Genomic DNA, 18,617 nt, shown 5'->3' on the forward strand with positions numbered 1-18,617 from the left:
GCCCATATGGAGATCAGCGGCAAGATAGAGATAGAAGATTTTCCGGCGATGGCGCCCTTGAATGCCACCGAGATGATAGTAGGGCTGCTCAAAGGCGTGCGGGTTAGAGAAAACGGCATGGTCGGAGTGAAGGACTAGCGAGTGGAATGAAACTTGATAAGAGCATGCCAGAAGTCTTTAAGTGTACTAGTTCAGACTTGATCTGGTTATGCTGAATTAGTTCCGACCAGGTCTGATACAGCTTCTTGAAAAGTTGAGAGTTATCCGTTTTGATTATTTGGTGATAAAAAGGCAGATTTCTCTGCCTTAGTAAACGTTATACACACTTTTAGTTACTGTATATAACCTAAGCCCCTTCCCACTAAAATCCTCAGTCATTCACTGTTACAGACTATCAGCCCGCCGGTGAATAGTAGGTAGCCGCACCTGGGCCAACCGGCAGCCCCAGGCCGAATACCCAGAGGAAGAAGAACAGGGTCCAACCGACGAAAAACACCAGCGTGTATGGCAACATGGTAGCCACCAGAGTACCTATCCCCAGGTCCTTCTTGTAGCGCGCGGCGACCGCCAGGATCAGGCCAAAGTAACTCATCATGGGCGTGATAAGGTTAGTCACAGAGTCACCTATTCGATAGGCCGCCTGAATGGTTTCCGGCGCATAACCCACCAACATCAACATGGGCACAAATATCGGCGCCGTCACTGCCCACTGGGCCGAGGCACTGCCGAGCATCAAGTTGATAAAGCCACACATCATGATAAACAGCAGGAAAACTATCGGCCCGGTCAGCCCCAGGGCGCTGAGGGCATCGGCGCCGGTCACCGCCAGCACGGCGCCCAGATTGGTCCACTTGAAGAAGGCCACAAACTGCGAAGCGAAAAACACCAATACGATATACATGCCCATGGTGCTCATACTGTGGGACATGGCGTTGATCACATCGGTATCTTTTTTCATGGTGCCCACCACCTTGCCGTATACCAGGCCGGGAATGGCAAAGCAGACAAAGATAAACACCACGATTCCCTTGAGAAACGGCGAGCCGGCCACTTCTCCCGTCTCGGGGTGACGCAGTGGGCCCCACTCGGGTACCACGGTCAAGGCCAACACGGCGCCGAGCAGCAGCGCCGCCAAACCGGCCATTTTCAGCCCTTTTTTCTCCTGTTCGGTGACAGTTTCCATCCGCTGATCTTCCAAATCGACACTGGCTTCAGAGACATCATAGCGACCCAGTTTGGGTTCAACGATTTTCTCCGTCACCAAGGCACCGAGGAATGAGATCAAAAAGGTGGAGACAAACATGAAGTACCAGTTGACCTCGGGGCCCACAGTGTAGTCCGGGTCTATCATCTGCGCCGCCGCTTCGGTGATCCCGGATAACAGGGGATCCACGGTTCCCAGCAGGAGGTTGGCACTGTAGCCACCGGATACCCCGGCAAAGGCCGCCGCCAAACCCGCCAAGGGATGCCTGCCAAGGGAGTGGAAAATCATCGCCGCCATGGGGATCAGCACTACATAACCCAGTTCGGCGGCAGTATTGGAAACGATTCCGGCAAAGACTATGGTCAGGGTAACCAGACGCTTGGAGGCTCCCATTACCAGCGCCCGCATGCCGGCCGACAAGAGTCCTGAGCGTTCGGCAATCCCCACCCCGAGCAAAGCCACCAGTACAGTGCCCAGCGGCGTAAAACCGGTAAAGTTGGTTACCAGGTTGGAGACTATCATCCGCAGACCTTCAGCATTCATCAGGCTGACCACATGGATCAGGCCATCGGCACTACGGCCACTGGCGCCTTCGGGGCGAGGATCCACTACTGTGACTTCAAAATAACCGGCAACGCCGGAGATCAGGATGACGGCTGCACAAAACAGCGCAAATAGCGTGATGGGATGGGGCAAAAGGTTGCCCAGGCGCTCCACCACATTAAGGAAGCGGATAAACCAGCCACTCTTGGCGGTTTCGAGCGGTTGCTGAGAATGATTGGACTGCATCTGATTTCCCTGTCTGCCGGCTCGGCTGCCGGTTCTATTTTCATGGCCGTAACATCTACGACAAGCGGCCCGCCATTTTGCCGCGACACTTTTAACTGAAACTTAACCTGAAAGAATTGCTGGGAAATTGAGGTAAAAAAAAAGGACCCAGGGCGGGTCCATAAAGGCAAATTCGCTGAACTAATCGCTTTGCCCCAACGTTGTGTCGTTACAATTTACAACACGCTGTCTGAACCCGGCCTGAACACAATAAAAGCTATTTGTAAATAGGATGAATCCGATTGTTCGCTTTGACCGATGCCAAACAATTTTCCTGCCATCCTTAACAGAATTCGCTCAACATGAGTCAAAAACTGCTGCTTTTTTACCACTCAAAAACAGATAAATACTCAATAAAAATCATTGTGATAACGTTTTTACGCGCTAAAAACATACAGTAAAAACCTCCAATTCAAAGGCTTTTACTTAAATCCACCTTTAAAGGCATATAAGTGATGGTTTTCATTGACTTGGCAAGACTCGCCGTCAAGGGGTCAGCACAGGTTCAAAATCACAACAAAGATGCATTTGCGGCCATTTTATGATTAGCTGGCGCAGTTCAGAAAAAACTGCAGGGAACTTTAGCAAATATGGATGGATTTTTGTTGATACTGGCGATCGCCGTGATACTGATTTATCTCTGGTATGTCAGCCTGATAAAAAAACGCAACACGGCCCGTGAAGCCCTCTCCGGCATAGATGTCCAGCTCAAGAAAAGGGCCAATCTGCTGCCCAATATTCTCACCATAGCCAAGCGCTTCATGGACCATGAAAAACAGCTGCTGACCGAGATCACCGAATTACGCACTCAACTGACCCAAAGCTACAATCCGGCCGACACAGATGCGGTAAAACAACATCTGGATTTGGCCAACCAGCTCAACAGCCGTGTCGGCCAGTTGATGGTGTCGGTAGAAAACTACCCTGAACTCAAGTCAGACAACACCATGTTGCAGGCGATGCAGACCTATAACGAAGTGGAGGCCCATATCTCTGCGGCGCGGCGCTTCTACAACTCGGCGGTCACTGAACTCAACAATGCGGTGGAAATTTTCCCGGGTTCAATCATAGCTTCCATGGCCAAGGTACAGGCTCTGCCCTTCTATGAGGCGGATGAAAGCGCCAAAAGTCCGGTCAATGCCGGCGACTATTTGAACTGAGACAGAGTAAAAGATTGACCCGTGAATATTATCACCTTCCTGATGGGGGCCAAGATTTCCCCGGTACGCCCGGGAAAAGGCTTACAGGCCCCCAGCGAAGACCTGCCCAAGCTGCAGCAATACTATCGCCAGCATATACAGCCCAAGGCCAGTCAATATGAAAGACTGAGGATCAAGAGCCTCAAGCAGTGCCGAACCCGGGTAGCCCTATTTGTACTGACACTTGTGGTGACTCTGCTACTGGTTTGGCACTATTGGTATGACCTTATGTACTACAGTTCCCTTGGCCCGGAAGCTTCGTTTGCCCTCGCCCTTACCCCAGTTTTGCTGATGTTTTTCTGGTGTCAGAAACCCATCAAGGCGTTTCAAAAGCAAGTCAAAAAAAATCTGTTCCCGCTGATCTTCCGCTATTTCGGCGACGACTTTACCTTTAGTCCCAACGATGGTTTGCCACTGCGCCCTTTTCGCGATGCCGGCATTTTGCCCAAGCATGACATAGCGCATTCCAGCGATTTTATTACCGGTAGCTATAAACAGGTCGAACTGGGGATCAGTGAATTAGTGCTGAAGTCAGAATATCGGGATAGCAAGAATAAGAAGCGTACCAGCGAGGTATTCAAGGGACTGGCCATGACCTTTACCGTGCCACAAAACTTCGGCTGTCATGCGGTATTGATCCGCGACCGCGGCCTGCTGGGGAAACTCTCTTCCAGCTATTCGGGGCTGAAGCAGATGAAGCTGGAAGATCCTGTGTTCGAGAAAGAGTTCGATGTCTTTGCCGACAATCAGATCAATGGCCGGGTGTTGATGAACCCCTTGTTTATGGAGCGTTTGCTGGATTTGAGCAAGAAGTTCGGCCGGGATCTGCGCTGCGCCTTCCACGGCAGGCAGCTGTTGATCCTGTTTCCCAGTAACAAGGATAGATTCGAGACCGCATCCATCTTTGAGGGAGCCACCTTCGAAAAGGAGTTCAGCCAGATCCACAGTGAAATGCAGCAACTCTTTGCTATCATTGACATATTGAAACTGGAAACACGGACGGGTTATCAGGCGTGAAGCACACTTCCGGCCAAGGACTCATCTCTTTGCTACTCTGGCTGCTGAGCTCGGCGCTGCCCTTTGCTGCGCTTGCCGGCACCGAGATACCTATGCCTTCGGAAAAGGCCACCATGGGTGAAGAGCCCTCAGCTATGGATAAAGAGCATTCAGCCGTAGGAAAAAAGCCTTCAGCTATTATGGGTAAAAAGCCCTTCGTCATGAGTGAAAACCCTTCAGCTATAGCTAAAGAGCCTTCGACCAAACCCCGTATAGTGGCGCGTTACTCCGAACACGGCATCAGTGACAGCAGTCTGCCGAAGCGAAAAATCTATCAGTACCGCCAGGCCAACGGCGTGATGGCGTTCAGTGACAAGCCCCCCGGCAGTCAGGAATATCAGATCATTCTCTATGATTGCTTCGCCTGCCGACCTGACTCCAAGGTGAACTGGCAAGCAATCCCCCTGTTTGGCAGTGACTATGCCGCCGAAATCACCCTCGCCGCCCAAACCTACAATCTGGATCCTGCGCTGATCCGGGCGGTGATCCACGCCGAGTCGGCCTTCAACGCCAAGGCCTTGTCCCGTACCGGCGCCATGGGGCTGATGCAGTTGATGCCGGATACCGCCAAAGAGCTCGGTGTCAGCAATGCCTTTGTGGTATCACAGAATATCGACGCCGGTAGTCGCTATCTGGCGCAGATGCTGGCCCGTTTCGATGGCGACATGACCCAGGCGCTGGCTGCCTACAATGCAGGACCGACCACAGTGAGCCAATATCGCGGCGTGCCACCCTACCCGGAAACTCGCGCCTATGTGAAACGGGTGAAGATTTTACTGGAGCGCTACCGCAATTTGAGCCGTGCCTGAGAGGCGAAAAAACAAAGAAGTGAAGATGTTTAACCTCAACTCCCTCGGCCTTTGCGCCTGCCTGCTGATGCCCTTTTCCACCATAATAGCCTGTGATGACAGCCAACTTGGGCCGGTTCCCACAACCGCCGAAGCAATAGCGGCAGTAAAGCAAGTCATGCAAAGCCACAAGGGCGAGCTAGACAACAGCATGAACGACGAGGAGATGCTGGATCAGGGCAGCCAACTGACCCGTACCATCTTCTGTGAGGCGGGCTACAGCCTCAAGGCCACTTGGGCTGCCTGGGCTCAGGACCAGTGGAACGAGCAGTCGGCTTACGATGGCCCCAACGGCATGGCACTGCGCAATATGATGAGTATCAGCGCCTATTTGATAGAGACCAATCCGCAGCAGGCGCTGGCGCTAGGGCTCATAGATGAGGCGACGCTGGCCGAGCTGAAAGCACTGTCGGAATAATTCACCACAGCCGCTTATCACCACAGTCGCTATCACACAGTCGCTTAGACGCCGTAAAGGCCACGGTTAACAGGCCGGGCCGTTAGTACACAACTTGGTATCCGACTTAGTACCCAATTAATACCCAGTGACCCGGCCAACAGTTTTTTATGATGGAACTTAGCTTACTCGCCCACTTCCCAGGTGACAGTGACGCTGCCGCCCCCCTGATTGAGCCTGGGGTGAAGCCAGGCCAGCAGCTCTTCGGCCTGGGTATCCAACTGCCATGGCGGGTTGATGACCCACAGACCCGCCGCCGTCATACCGAATTCATCCGAGTCAGGCTTGATACTCTGCTCTATCCGTAACTGGCGCCGAATACCGCTGTCTTTCAGCTTCGTCAGCATGGCTTCAGTCTGGGCTCGGTTAACGACCGGATACCAGAGCAGATACACTCCGGTGGCAAACTTGCGATGGGCCTTGATCAGGGTATCGGCCACATCCTGATAGTCACTCTTGAGCTCATAGCTGGGATCCACCAGCACCAGTGCCCGACGCTCCAGTGGCGGCACCGCGGCCAACAGGCCCTGCAGACCGTCGCCGTGAACCAGCTTCACCTGACGGGCACCTTCAAAATACTCCTGCAGCAATTCAACATCGGTATTGTGCAGCTCGTGCAGCAGCATTCTGTCCTGCTCTCTAAGGTGCATATCCACTATCGCCGGAGATCCGGGATACCAGGCCAGCTCATCAGTGGCCTGCTCCTCGTTGCCTTCATTGAAATGGCGTACCGCCTCCAGATAGGCTGTCATCGCCTGCGGCACACTCGTTTCCTGCCAGAGCTTGCCTATACCTTCCAGATATTCCCCTGTCTTTTGGGCAAAATCATCTTCCAGCGCATAGCCACCGGCACCGGCATGGGTATCGATATAAACCAAAGGTTTATCTTTCTTCTGCAACAAGCTCAGCGCCTGCAACAAGATGGAATGTTTGAGCACATCGGCATAGTTGCCGGCATGAAAACCGTGACGATAGCTGAGCATGGGTTCCCCAATGACTGACGGGTAAATGACCGCGGCATTATAGCTGCTCTGCCTGCGAGTTGCAGCTGAACGTATTCAGTCAGGTTGGCATTTGGCATAATGGCGCCAATTCAGCCAAGGACTCAAACACAGTGAAGCAGCCAAGCCATAGCATTTATTTTGATACCCGGGAGCCGCGTCTGTGCGCCATTGCCGAGCGCTGGGGCCTGAAGCATTCAGAAGACTCTGTGTTTGCCTTGGGGTTTGAGCAGGAGATGCTGACCCTGTTCAAGCGTGACGAACCCAAGCTTGGCGGTATCTGTGTCGATTTTGTCGGCGGCGCCGTGGCCCACAGACGTAAGTTCGGCGGCGGCCGCGGCCAGGCCATAGCCAAGGCGGTCGGTCTCAAGCAAGGCGCCTGCCCCTCTGTGGTAGATGCCACGGCCGGTCTAGGCCGTGATGCCTTTGTGCTGGCGAGCCTTGGCTGCCAAATGACGCTGATTGAACGTAACCCCTTGGTGGCGGCTCTGCTGGAAGACGGTCTTAGCCGCGGTTATCAGAACAGCGAAATCGGCCCCTGGATGCAGCAAAGAATGACGCTGCTGCACGACTCAAGTCTGGAAGCGTTGAGCCAGATAAGTCCGCAACCGGATGTGGTCTATCTGGACCCCATGTATCCCCACAGAGACAAGTCGGCATTGGTAAAAAAAGAGATGCGGGTATTTCAGACCCTGGTCGGTGCCGATACCGATGCCGACGGCTTGCTGGCTCCGGCGCTGGCACTGGCGAGCAAGCGGGTAGTGGTCAAACGGCCGGACTACGCCGAAGACCTGGCCGGAGTTAAACCCAGCACTGTTATCGCCACCAAGAAAAACCGCTTCGATGTCTATGTCAAAGCGGCGATGAACTGAGACCAAACCGCCCGCTTGAGTCTGCAGCCATTTTGGTGTCGCTGAACTCATAAGTTGATATAGGGGCCATCGAATAAACAGTGTCAGGTGTTCACTATGAATCTGTGCCAATCCGTTATGGGATTAAACAGTCAAACACTGCCTTCCGGCATCCGAAATAGTACGAGATGACTCTATCCGGGCGAGACACAACTATCAACTAAAATGTCATTGATTTGATGCTGATTAATCTCGCTATCAAATACATGCTGATATTGACCTCTCAGAGCCAGAGTGCCTTCGATTGCAATTTGATAGGCGCAGAATAGTTGCGGCGTGAGAAACGCATAGGTGGCACCACTGGTGGCCTCTGCTTAATAACCAGCTACTAATAATCCTAAATAAAAGGCGGAACAACCTTTGGGATTGAAGCTGCCCCGGTGATCTTTGCCCTTTCCATGCTAAGAGGCCCTAACCAAAGGCAGGATTGTACATCCGCAACACAACACCCGAATACTCAACTGTGTCCATAACAATAAAATTACTGAGCAAGTCAGTAAAGGACTACACTATTGGAAGCCACCAAGTTCACGCTCGGTGACCCAATCGTTTAGCGATACGATGCCCGACTCCTGAAAGAGCCTGACAACCTCGGCAGGTGTCAGTTGCCCGAATGATAAGAGCGGTTCTCCGATGTACCAGGCCCAGGCAGCATGATCGGATTTAAACCAAGACAGATCAACAAAGCAAGCTATGTGATCTAAGGTTGTAAAGTCCACCTGAGCCCAAAGAGTCGGGTCCTCAATTCCCGTTTAGCTATGTACAAACTTTATTGTTCCTAAACACAATTACACCACTTCACCGGCGGCGTAGCCGGAACTCCAGGCCCACTGGAAGTTATAGCCGCCAAGCCAGCCACTAACATCCACCACTTCACCGATAAAATAGAGTCCGGGATGACGCTTGGCCTCCATGGTCTTGGAGGATAACTCATCGGTATCCACTCCGCCCAGAGTCACCTCGGCGGTGCGATAACCCTCGGTGCCGCCGGGTTGGATCTGCCAGCAGTGGAAATAGCTGTCCAGCGCAGCCACATCGGCCTTGGACAGTTGGTTGAGGTTCTTGTTGGGTAATTCGCCCAGCTCGAGCAGCCTCTCAACCAAGCGCTTAGGTAACAGCCGAGATAATCCATTTTTAAGCGACAATTTTGGTGATTCAGCAGTAATTGTTTTGCACCAGTCGACAAAATCCAGGTCCGGCAGTAAATCAAACCGCACACTCTGGCCTGGCTGCCAGTAGGAGGAGATCTGCAGCACAGCCGGCCCGGACAAACCTCTGTGGGTAAATAACATGGCCTCTCTAAACTGCCTGCCGCACTCGGCTTGGGCGATAACCGGCAAGCTGATGCCAGACAAGCCTTCAAATCTGGCCTTGTCTTCAGGTTGCAGAGTAAAAGGAACCAACCCAGCTGTGGTAGGCAGCACCTTGATGGCAAACTGCTCGGCAATGCGGAATCCAAACGGTGTAGCCCCGAGCTTGGGCATGGACAAGCCACCAGTGGCTATCACCAGAGATTCACAGCGATATTCTCCTTCACTGGTTTGCAGGCTGTAACCGTCATCTGTGGCTGCCACAGACAGAATTTCGGTACGCAGCTGAATTTTGACCCCGGCCCAATCGCACTCAGTGGTCAGCATATCGACGATATCTTTGGCCGAGCCATCACAAAACAGCTGTCCCAGGGTCTTCTCGTGATAATCGATGCCGTGCCGCTCGACCATGGCGATGAAGTCCCACTGGCTGAAACGAGCCAGCGCCGACTTAACGAAGTGTGGGTTACTGCAGAGGTAGGCGCCCGGTTCAATGTTCTGATTGGTGAAGTTACAGCGACCACCGCCACTGATCAGAATTTTGCGCCCCAGTTGTTTGGCGTTATCCAGCAAGAGGACATCCCGGCCCCGATACCCGGCAGTGAGGGCACACATTAACCCTGCGGCGCCAGCGCCGATAATGATCACCTGATGCTGTTTAACTGACATAACGCTCACTCTCGGGCCCAACAAGGGGCAATAAAAAAGGACGCTATTCTAGCATCCTTTTCCGGGATTGGAGATGGCTCAGTCTGCCGAGGTTTCCGACTTCTTCTCTCTGGCCAGCAGTTCTTTGGCAGCATCCAGAGGCGATTTACCCTGATACAGCACCTGATAGATCTGCTCGGTGATCGGCATCTCTACCCCCAAGCGCTTGGCCAGGGTGTAGACCTCTTTGGTGTTGCGGTAACCTTCAACCACCTGACCGATTTCGGCCTGGGCAGTATCGACATCACACCCCTTACCCAATGCCAAACCAAAGCGACGATTGCGCGATTGGTTATCGGTACAGGTCAGCACCAGGTCCCCAAGACCCGCCATTCCCATAAAGGTAGAAGCATGAGCACCCAAGGCCTCCCCCAGACGGCTCAACTCCACCAGACCACGGGTGATCAGGGCTGTACGGGCGTTGGCACCAAAGCCTATACCGTCGGACATACCGGCGCCGATGGCGATGACATTCTTGACCGCGCCACCGAGTTGCAGGCCGATAAAGTCGTCATTGGCATAGACCCTCAGACGTTTGGGGCTGTGCAACAATTCCACCAGATCCTCGGTAAACTCGGCATCGGTACCGGCCACAGAGATAGCGGTTGGTAAACCTGCCGCCAGCTCTTTGGCAAAAGTCGGTCCGGACAATACCGCCAGCGGATATTTCTCCCCCAACACATCGCGGGCAACATCCTGCAACAGGCGACCGCTTTCCGGCTCCAGCCCCTTGGTGGCCCATATAATGCGGGCATCATCACGCAGCAGAGGCTTGGCCTGAGCCAGCACTTCGGCGAAAACATGACTTGGCACCACCACCAGAATGTTTCGCGACGCCGCCAATGCTTTAGCCAAGTCGGCTTCCATTACCAAGGACTCGGGAAAGGCAATTCCGGGAAGAAAGGCTTGGTTACTGCGCTCGGCAGCGAGTTTGGCCACATGCTCGGGCTCATGCCCCCACAACAGGGTGCTGTGTCCATTGCTGGCCAAAGAAATGGCAAGGGCGGTGCCATAAGAGCCCGCCCCCAATACCGTTATTTCGGCAGTATCTTTCATCGGCTGATTACGCGTTCGCTTCTTCGGCCGGAGCTTGCTCGGCGGCGGCTTGACGCTGCTGCACATATTGAGCGAACAGGGCGTCGAAGTTCACAGGTGCCAGGTTCAGCTGTGGGAAAGTACCACGGGATACCAGGCTTGCCACAGTTTCACGGGCATAAGGGAACAGAATGTTAGGGCAGTAAGCCCCCAGAGAATGAGCCAGTTGAGGATCGCTCAGACCAGAGATAGAGAAGATACCGGCTTGTTGTACTTCACACAGGAAAGCAGTTTCTTCACCATTTTTAGCAGTCACAGTCAGTGACAGTACTACTTCAAAAACGTCGTCGGCCAGCTTGGCGCTACGAGTATCCAGATCCAGCTTAACTTCAGGATTCCACTCTTTCTGGAATACCGCTGGGCTGTTAGGGGTTTCGAAAGAAACGTCCTTGATATACACGCGTTGAATGTTGAACTGTGGGGCTTGTTGTTCGTTGTTTGCTACTTCAGCCATAATTCCTACCTATCCATTTAGTCTCGGCTTGCAATGAGCCGGTGTTTAGGGTGTATGTTACTCGGGTCAATTGCGACTCCCAGTCATCATCCCTGCTATTCATCTGTTCAGCGCCGGAACAGAACTCAGGATGCCGGTTGCCACTTCAGTATGGCCACTCTACTAACAGAGCGGCGCCAAATGCAATGACAACCGCCGACACTCATTATCTTTTGCTTTTGGATACAGGCATATTTGCTGCCTGCCAATCACCCATACCACCTTTGAGGTTAAAGACTTTTTCAAAGCCTTGCTTAACCAATATCTGAGCCGCTTGAGATGAGGTCATGCCAGCGTTGCATACCAGTATAATGGGTGTGGTTTTGTACTTTTCAAGGTTCGTGGTCTGATTATTTTTGATATCGGCCATAGGCACATTCAAGGCATTGAGAATGTGTCCCTTGCGAAAATCGTCCTTGGCTCGCACATCGACCACCTTGGCATCTTCCTTATTCATCAAGAAAATCGCTTGCTGATGATCGACGCTTTTAACCTTGGAAAAACCGGATTTGAACAGGGTTACAATCACGGCGATAAACAAACCCACCCAGGCCAGGCTCAGCATGGGGTGGGCTTTAAGAAACTCTATATATTCCTGCATTTTTTACTGCCTGTTATCTATTGGGCCATTTAGGACAAGCGCAGAGTATACCCAGAGGCCAGGCAGATTGCAGCTGTTTCGCTGCAGTTTTGCCCCTTGAATCGGCGTTAAATCGCGGCCCTTCCTATTGTCGCAATCGGGTAAATGGCTTTTGCCCTCAGGGCAGACGTAGTAATATTTAACCAATTTCAGATTTGACCGATTCTTTCAACTTTACAGGTATTAACATGAAGACAAGCAAACGTCCTTTGGCACTGCTAATTCTGGACGGCTGGGGTTATCGTGAAGGGACGCATATGAATGCCGTCCATCATGCCAATACTCCAGTTCTCGACAGACTCAACGCCGAATACGCCCACAGTTTGATTTCCGGCTCAGGTAAAGATGTTGGTTTACCCGACGGGCAGATGGGCAACTCTGAAGTGGGCCATATCAATATTGGTTCCGGCCGTATCGTTTATCAGGAACTGACCCGCATCAGCAAGGCCATTGAAGATGGCGAATTTGAGCAAACCCAAGCACTTATCGAGGCAGTCGACGCCGCCATCAAAGCAAACGGCGCAGTACACATCATGGGACTGCTGTCACCCGGCGGTGTTCACAGCCATGAAGATCATCTTGAAGCCATGTGCCGCATGGCCGTCAAGCGGGGTGCCAAGCAGGTTTACCTGCACGCCTTCCTTGATGGGCGTGATACACCGCCACGCAGTGCCAAAGCCAGCCTGGAACGCTTCGACAAGCTGTTTGCCGAATTAGGCCGAGGCCGCATAGCCTCCATCGTTGGCCGCTACTACGCCATGGACAGGGACAACCGTTGGGACCGAGTCTCCCAAGCCTACGATCTGATCACTCAAGGTCAGGGGAAATACAGCGCCGACTCCGCCGTGGCCGCGTTGGAAGCTGCCTATGACCGAGATGAAAACGATGAGTTTGTTGCCGCAACTGCGATTCTAGATCAGGGTAAGGCCACAACACTGAACGATGGCGATGCGCTGATTTTCATGAACTTCCGTGCCGACCGCGCCAGACAGATCACCCGCGCCTTCGTCAATCCGGACTTCAATGGTTTTGAACGCGCAGTAACGCCCAAGGTCAACTTTGTCATGCTCACAGAGTATGCCGCCGATATCAAGGCTCCGGTAGCCTTCCCATCGGAAGACCTGGTCAACACTCTGGGCGAAGTACTGCAAAATCGCGGTCTGACCCAGCTGCGTATTTCTGAAACCGAGAAATATGCCCACGTAACCTTCTTCTTCAACGGCGGCAAAGAGCAGCCATTCGTGGGTGAAGACCGTATTCTGATCAACTCGCCCAAAGTCGCTACCTATGACTTGCAACCTGAGATGAGTTCGACAGAGCTGACAGATAAGTTGGTTGAAGCTATTGAATCAACTCAATATGATGTCATTATCTGTAACTACCCCAACGGTGACATGGTAGGCCATACCGGCAAGTTTGATGCTGCGGTCAAGGCTTGCGAAGCCGTGGATACCTGTATAGGCCGAGTAGTGGACGCTCTGGCCAAGGTAGATGGTGAGTGCATTATCACTGCCGACCACGGCAACGCCGAGCAGATGGTGGATGAAACCACAGGTCAGGCTCATACCGCTCACACCAGTGAGCTGGTGCCCTTTATCTATGTCGGTCGCGAGGCCACTATCGATGAAGGTGGCCGCCTGAGTGATATCGCCCCCACTATGCTAACGTTGATGGGACAGAGCATTCCTGACGAAATGACAGGGCGTCCGTTAATCCATACAAAAGAGTAACACTGACCCGGTGCAGAAGCGTATTTTAGCCAAAGCCAGCATACTTGCTGGCTTTCTCGTGTTTTCCTCTCAGCTGCAGGCATCTGATCTGGAGCGGCGTCAGTCCGAGTTAAAGGCACTGCAATCCCAGATCACCGCGCAGCAAAATGCCCTGAGAGACACAGGCAAGCAGCGGGAAAAACTACTGCAACTGCTGAAAAAAGACGAGCAGGCTATCGCCAATGCTGCCCGTAAGGTCAACCAAACGGAAAATGCCCTCAGCAATACCGAAAAACGCCTTGCTGAGCTGAAACAAAGAGCCGCACAGCTGGACAAACTCAAAGAAAGCCAGCAGCAAACCCTGGCCAAGCAACTGACCAGCGCCTATCTCGCCGGGAATCATGACTACAGCAAGATGCTGCTCAACCAGCAGGACCCGGCCACCATAGAGCGAATGCTGGCCTACTATGAATACCTCAACAAGGCCAGAATGCAGGCCATAGAACAACTGAAACAGACCCGCCAGGAATTGTCGGCAGTGCAGCAAAGTGAGCAGCAGGAACGCAATCGACTCAACCAGCTGGTATTGGATCAGAAGGCTCAATCCAAGCGCCTCAATCAAGAACAGGATCAACGACAGCAAACACTGAAGGAACTGCAACGCACCATCAGCAGTAAAGCCTCGGAGCTGGAACAACTACAGATAGAAGAGGCCTCTCTGAAACGGGTTGTCGAGCAAGCCCTGGCCGCCATGCGCGATAGCCCCAGCATGGATGGATTGGCCAAGTCCCGTGGTGCCCTTAACTGGCCCACTAAGGGCAGGATCAAAAACAGCTTTGGCAGTCAGCGTTCCGGCAGTGTGCGCTGGAAAGGTGTCATGCTGTCAGCTCCGGAGGGCCAGTCTGTCAGTGCTGTAGCCGCCGGCAAGGTGATCTATGCCGACTGGCTGCGCGGTTTTGGTATGGTGTTAGTTGTCGATCACGGCAAAGGTTATATGAGCCTCTATGGCCACGCACAGGCGTTGCTGAAAGACGCAGGCGATACAGTCAAGGCTGGCGAAGCCGTGGCACTGGTAGGACGTTCCGGAGGACAAACCGAGCCTGGCCTATACTTTGAAATAAGGCATAAGGGGCAAGCTGTCGACCCGACAAATTACTGTCGGCGTTAGTCAACAGCCCCCGGCACTTCAAAGGGGGCAACATGGGCAACTCTATTCGTAACCTGCTGTATATCGGCCTTGGTATCATCATGGGAGTCTCTCTCAGCCTGGCTAGCCATGAAAACTTCCCCAAACCCAGTCACACCCACGAGCTTTCATTACTGCTGGATGTGATGGATACAGTGGAAACCTACTACGTCAGGGACATCAGCCGCAGGGAGCTTGTCGACGCCGCTATTGAAGGCATATTTCAACGACTCGACCCTTATTCCAGTTTTCTGAAACCTGAGCAGATGAACAGCCTCAGAGACAGCAACCGTGGGGAATACTTCGGCTACGGCTTTGAAGTGTCCACGGAAGGGGAAAAGCTCAGAATTATCGCGCCTTTTCCCGGTTCTCCAGCCGAACAAGCCGGGATCATGGCCGGCGATATTGTTACCGCTGTCAACGGTAAGAGTATTGCCAAGCAGTCCATGGAAGAGGTACTTAGCCAAATAAAGCAATTCAGCAACAGCAATAGCGAGTTATCGCTGCAGCTACATCATGCTCACTCAGATGTCAGCTTTGAAGTCAGTCTTAAACCAGCCACTATCAGCGTCCACTCTGTACTTGGGAAAATGCTAACCAACGACATTGGTTATATTCGCCTGGCAAGTTTTCAGGAGGACTCTACCCGCGACATAGTGCGACTATTGAGCGAATGGCAACAGCAGCCAATGAATGGTTTGATTCTGGATTTGCGCAACAATCCTGGCGGCTTGCTGGATCAAGCGATTCGAATTGCCGATCTGTTTCTGGATAAGGGTCGCATCGTCGCCACCGAAGGACGCTTCTTCGATGCCAATTCGGATTACTATGCATCTTCGCAAACCATGCTGGCCGGCGTGCCCATATTGGTGCTGATCAATCGTGGTTCAGCTTCAGCATCTGAAGTACTGGCGGCGGCGCTGCAGGAGAACAACCGTGCCAAGGTGATAGGTGAAACCAGCTTCGGTAAAGGCACAGTACAAAGCCTGATCCCAACACTTATCGATGGTAATACCATCAAGCTGACCATAGCCCGATATACCACCCCCAAGGGCCAGGATATTAACGCCAAAGGAGTGGAACCCGATATAAAAATCGCACCCAATACTGTTTCCGATAACAAAACTGTGCCTATAATCGACCTCATATCTCCCCATGCAGATACCGCCAGCGATAGAGCCATAAACTCGGCAGTGGCATGGATACAATCAAATAAATAAAATTAATATCAAACGTGCGCTATTGTTTCTACCTACTACTGCTGGTCGTAAGTTGCTCTCCTGCATGGGGAGCAAAACTGGCAATCGTCATCGATGATATTGGCTACCGCCATACAGATGAAGCCGCCCTATCCTTACCTTCAGCCGTGACCTTGTCTGTATTGCCACATACCCCTCTCGGGCAACAACTGGCTCGCCAGGCTCACAACAAGGGCCATGAAATTATGGTACACCTCCCTATGCAGGCACTTAACGGCAAGGCCATGGGACCAGGTGGACTCAACAACCAGATGTCAGAAACCGAGTTTAAAGCAACTCTCAAACAAGCCCTGCAGAGCGTGCCCTTTGCCAGGGGAAGTAACAACCATATGGGGAGTTTGTTGACTCAACTCGAACAACCTATGGGCTGGTTAATGGAAGTACTGCAACAGGAAGAGCACTTCTTTATCGACAGCGTTACTACCCGTTACACTAAAGCTGGCGAGAAGGCCGATGCCTTGGGTGTTCCGTTGCTAAGACGTCAGGTGTTTCTGGATAATCAGCTAACCGAGCAGGCTTTCGAAAGACAATTGGACTTGGCAATAGCCAAGGCCCAAAGCGAAGGTGAAGCCTTGATGATAGCTCACCCTTACCCAGAGAGTATGCAGTTCCTCAAGAAGAAACTGCCAGAACTGGCAAAGATAGGGGTCACTCTGGTGCCAGCTTCCAACTTACTACCAATCTCATTGGCCCAGAAGCAGAATACCAGCGGTGAAAAACTCTAACTAGAGTTGCAGTACAGGGATCTCCAGATCCGGCAGCAAGGCTCGCAACTCCTGTTGGTTGCTGACAATGTCTGCCAGGGTATAACGATCGAGCACAGCCAGATAAGCATCCACAGCTTGGGCCAAGACCCCTTTCAACTGACAAGCCGGGGTCAGTCGACAATAAGGCTTGCTGCAATCAATTGGCGCCAGTGAATTTTCCAGTGCCCGCACCAATTCGCCGACATTGATCTTCTCCGGAGCCATCCCCAAACGAAAACCACCGCTCTTGCCGCGTATTGTTTGCAAATAACCCAGCTTACCCAGGTGATGTACTATCTTGGAGACATGATTAGGTGAAAGATCAAAAACCTCTGTGATCTCTGCGATTCGAAACAAAGTCTCTCGCTCCGGTTGAATCGCCAGATACATAAGAGTTCTTATTCCAAAATCTGTATAACGCGTTAACTGCATCTTTCACCTTCAGAAAGAGGTTTCCACCTCTAAAGAGCCTATCAGCCAGAGCGCCTCTTCGTTGCTGTTACCACATACATCCACCGATGCAGAGAAATCACTACACACATCAGGACGTTTAGGGGAACCAAAGAGGCGACATAGATTGTTGTCATCAAGTTGCACACAACGAACCCCAGCGGGTTTACCTCCCGGCATCCCAGGAATGGCACTGCTGATGGAGGGTGCTATACAACAGGCACCGCAACCGATACGACAATCCACAATCATCACCTGTAATAGAATATGACTATTATAACGACAAAAAATTTTCGGGTAAGTACTCAAGTCACAGACTCAAACGAATCCTACAGCCAAAGCGAATATAACGATAGCACTTATATATTCTCTGTCGTCAACCTCAAGAACCGGGATACTCCAGACCTACAAGGATAATACCAATCTCTTTAATTATGTGATCTAATTAGCCAACACTTTTTCAGCTGCCAGATCATGAATCATCCCGACATCGCTTCATTAGCAAAATCCGAGAAAAGCGCACGTAAACGCATTCGCTATCTCGCCCTGCTTCACTTTATCGAAGGTCATTCCCGTACCTCTATCGCCAGTATGTTGAAGGTCAGCAGAACCAGTGTGAATAAGTGGGTCGCCACTTATCTCTCCTTGGGACTATCCGGCCTGGATGACAAACCAAATCCGGGACGTCCCGCTAAATTGTCCTCTCTTCAGCTAGCAACCCTGAAAGAATTCGTACTACTCAAAAGTCTATCTGAGCAAGGCGGCAGATTAATGGCCAAGGACGTCGGCCACTTTATTCAGTCTGAATTTGGCGTGACTTTCAAGCAAACGAATATCTACCGTTTACTACATCAATTAGGCTTTTCCTGGATCACTACGAGATCACGTCACCCGAAACAATCTGAAGCCGTGCAAGAGGCTTTTAAAAAACTTCCCAATGGCAATGATCCTTAACACCCCGGGACACGTCGCACTCGATCGCATCGATGTTTGGTTTCAAGATGAAGCCAGATTTGGTCAACAAAACACCACTACCCGTATTTGGGCTGAGAAAGGGACTAGGCCACGAGTGGTAAAGCAGCAACAGTTTGAATCAGCGTATTTATTTGGTGCAGTCTGTCCGGCAACAGGCGCCACGCAAGCTATAATCGCCCCCTTTGCCAACAGCGATTATATGCATGAGCACTTAAAGTTGATTTCGGCCGCAACGGGATCAGGACGCCATGCTCTGGTCATCATGGACGGCGCGGGCTGGCATCAACAAGATTTGGCCGATGATTTTGATAACCTCAGTATTCTCAAACTTCCCCCATATTCACCTGAACTCAATCCAGTAGAGCAAGTCTGGCAATGGCTTCGTCAACATGTGTTGGCAAATCGCTGCTTTAGTGGCTACGACGATATTGTTGAGCAATGCTCCATCGCATGGAACAAGTTTATTGGAGAGCCGCTGAGGGTGATTCAATTATGCTCTAGGCAGTGGGTAAGAATGGTCAGTTAATTAACGTAATTGGTAT

At 51.9% G+C, this 18,617-nt stretch carries 18 protein-coding genes; 10 read left to right on the top strand and 8 right to left on the bottom strand.

Going from position 1 to position 18,617, the window contains the following annotated elements; genetic code table 11:
- Positions 1 to 394: 394 nt before the first annotated feature.
- A complete protein-coding gene (locus tag ACMHXE_RS19450) occupies positions 395 to 1,993 on the bottom strand; it encodes an AbgT family transporter (protein ID WP_101057212.1) in 1,599 nt (532 codons plus the stop codon).
- Positions 1,994 to 2,622: 629 nt separating this feature from the next.
- Between ACMHXE_RS19450 and ACMHXE_RS19455 the strand changes: the two genes are divergently transcribed.
- The 4 genes from ACMHXE_RS19455 (at position 2,623) to ACMHXE_RS19470 (ending at position 5,553) form a co-directional block, all read left to right on the top strand.
- Positions 2,623 to 3,192 carry a LemA family protein gene (locus tag ACMHXE_RS19455; protein WP_025010793.1) on the top strand — a complete coding sequence of 190 codons (570 nt, stop codon included), beginning with the start codon at positions 2,623 to 2,625 and terminating at the stop codon, positions 3,190 to 3,192.
- Positions 3,193 to 3,213: 21 nt separating this feature from the next.
- On the top strand, positions 3,214 to 4,248 hold the full coding sequence (locus ACMHXE_RS19460) for a DUF3137 domain-containing protein (protein ID WP_101057210.1): 1,035 nt from the start codon (positions 3,214 to 3,216) through the stop codon (positions 4,246 to 4,248).
- Between the two features lie 179 nt (positions 4,249 to 4,427).
- Positions 4,428 to 5,096, top strand: a complete 669-nt coding sequence (locus ACMHXE_RS19465) for a lytic transglycosylase domain-containing protein (RefSeq protein WP_229839817.1) — start codon at positions 4,428 to 4,430, stop codon at positions 5,094 to 5,096.
- 25 nt (positions 5,097 to 5,121) lie between these two features.
- The gene (locus ACMHXE_RS19470) at positions 5,122 to 5,553 is read left to right on the top strand and encodes a hypothetical protein (protein WP_101057208.1); all 432 of its coding nucleotides are present in this window, start codon (positions 5,122 to 5,124) and stop codon (positions 5,551 to 5,553) included.
- Between the two features lie 164 nt (positions 5,554 to 5,717).
- On the opposite strand, the gene ACMHXE_RS19475 is transcribed toward ACMHXE_RS19470, so the two are convergent.
- The gene (locus ACMHXE_RS19475) at positions 5,718 to 6,575 is read right to left on the bottom strand and encodes a 23S rRNA (adenine(2030)-N(6))-methyltransferase RlmJ (RefSeq protein WP_045283956.1); all 858 of its coding nucleotides are present in this window, start codon (positions 6,573 to 6,575) and stop codon (positions 5,718 to 5,720) included.
- A 131-nt stretch (positions 6,576 to 6,706) separates the two neighbouring features.
- Between ACMHXE_RS19475 and ACMHXE_RS19480 the strand changes: the two genes are divergently transcribed.
- Positions 6,707 to 7,465: a class I SAM-dependent methyltransferase gene (locus ACMHXE_RS19480; protein WP_101057224.1), complete on the top strand. Its 759-nt coding sequence runs from the start codon at positions 6,707 to 6,709 to the stop codon at positions 7,463 to 7,465.
- 827 nt (positions 7,466 to 8,292) lie between these two features.
- On the opposite strand, the gene ACMHXE_RS19485 is transcribed toward ACMHXE_RS19480, so the two are convergent.
- The 4 genes from ACMHXE_RS19485 to ACMHXE_RS19500 all read right to left on the bottom strand — a co-directional run bounded on the left by ACMHXE_RS19485 (position 8,293) and on the right by ACMHXE_RS19500 (position 11,711).
- Positions 8,293 to 9,483 carry an NAD(P)/FAD-dependent oxidoreductase gene (locus tag ACMHXE_RS19485; protein WP_101057206.1) on the bottom strand — a complete coding sequence of 397 codons (1,191 nt, stop codon included), beginning with the start codon at positions 9,481 to 9,483 and terminating at the stop codon, positions 8,293 to 8,295.
- 78 nt (positions 9,484 to 9,561) lie between these two features.
- Positions 9,562 to 10,578 (bottom strand): NAD(P)H-dependent glycerol-3-phosphate dehydrogenase, encoded by a 1,017-nt coding sequence (gene gpsA / locus ACMHXE_RS19490; protein WP_101057205.1) that lies wholly within the window; start codon positions 10,576 to 10,578, stop codon positions 9,562 to 9,564.
- Between the two features lie 7 nt (positions 10,579 to 10,585).
- Positions 10,586 to 11,071: a protein-export chaperone SecB gene (secB, locus tag ACMHXE_RS19495; protein WP_025010842.1), complete on the bottom strand. Its 486-nt coding sequence runs from the start codon at positions 11,069 to 11,071 to the stop codon at positions 10,586 to 10,588.
- A gap of 205 nt (positions 11,072 to 11,276) precedes the next feature.
- A complete protein-coding gene (locus ACMHXE_RS19500) occupies positions 11,277 to 11,711 on the bottom strand; it encodes a rhodanese-like domain-containing protein (protein WP_101057203.1) in 435 nt (144 codons plus the stop codon).
- Positions 11,712 to 11,938: 227 nt separating this feature from the next.
- Here ACMHXE_RS19500 and gpmM point away from each other — a divergent pair, with 227 nt between their 5' ends.
- Genes gpmM through ACMHXE_RS19520 form a run of 4 tightly spaced genes read left to right on the top strand, consistent with a single transcriptional unit; the run spans position 11,939 to position 16,629 of the window.
- A complete protein-coding gene (gpmM, locus tag ACMHXE_RS19505) occupies positions 11,939 to 13,480 on the top strand; it encodes a 2,3-bisphosphoglycerate-independent phosphoglycerate mutase (protein WP_101057201.1) in 1,542 nt (513 codons plus the stop codon).
- A gap of 10 nt (positions 13,481 to 13,490) precedes the next feature.
- Positions 13,491 to 14,627, top strand: coding sequence for a murein hydrolase activator EnvC family protein (locus ACMHXE_RS19510; protein ID WP_101057199.1), 1,137 nt, complete (start codon positions 13,491 to 13,493; stop codon positions 14,625 to 14,627).
- 32 nt (positions 14,628 to 14,659) lie between these two features.
- A complete protein-coding gene (locus ACMHXE_RS19515; protein WP_101057197.1) occupies positions 14,660 to 15,865 on the top strand; it encodes a S41 family peptidase in 1,206 nt (401 codons plus the stop codon).
- Between the two features lie 14 nt (positions 15,866 to 15,879).
- Positions 15,880 to 16,629 carry a divergent polysaccharide deacetylase family protein gene (locus ACMHXE_RS19520; protein ID WP_101057195.1) on the top strand — a complete coding sequence of 250 codons (750 nt, stop codon included), beginning with the start codon at positions 15,880 to 15,882 and terminating at the stop codon, positions 16,627 to 16,629.
- On the opposite strand, the gene ACMHXE_RS19525 is transcribed toward ACMHXE_RS19520, so the two are convergent.
- Positions 16,630 to 17,082, bottom strand: a complete 453-nt coding sequence (locus ACMHXE_RS19525; RefSeq protein WP_101057193.1) for an Rrf2 family transcriptional regulator — start codon at positions 17,080 to 17,082, stop codon at positions 16,630 to 16,632.
- A gap of 9 nt (positions 17,083 to 17,091) precedes the next feature.
- Complete coding sequence (locus tag ACMHXE_RS19530) at positions 17,092 to 17,346, bottom strand: YkgJ family cysteine cluster protein (protein ID WP_101057222.1); 255 nt, start codon at positions 17,344 to 17,346, stop codon at positions 17,092 to 17,094.
- A 228-nt stretch (positions 17,347 to 17,574) separates the two neighbouring features.
- Between ACMHXE_RS19530 and ACMHXE_RS19535 the strand changes: the two genes are divergently transcribed.
- Positions 17,575 to 18,601 (top strand): IS630 family transposase gene (locus ACMHXE_RS19535; protein ID WP_413733133.1). Its coding sequence is split into 2 segments (ribosomal slippage): positions 17,575 to 18,026 and positions 18,025 to 18,601, totalling 1,029 coding nucleotides; the frame shifts between segments, so codons are not numbered across the junction.
- Positions 18,602 to 18,617 lie beyond the last annotated feature (16 nt).

The organism is Shewanella sp. BJSY2023SW007 (assembly GCF_047314525.1).
Lineage (GTDB): Bacteria > Pseudomonadota > Gammaproteobacteria > Enterobacterales > Shewanellaceae > Shewanella > Shewanella chilikensis.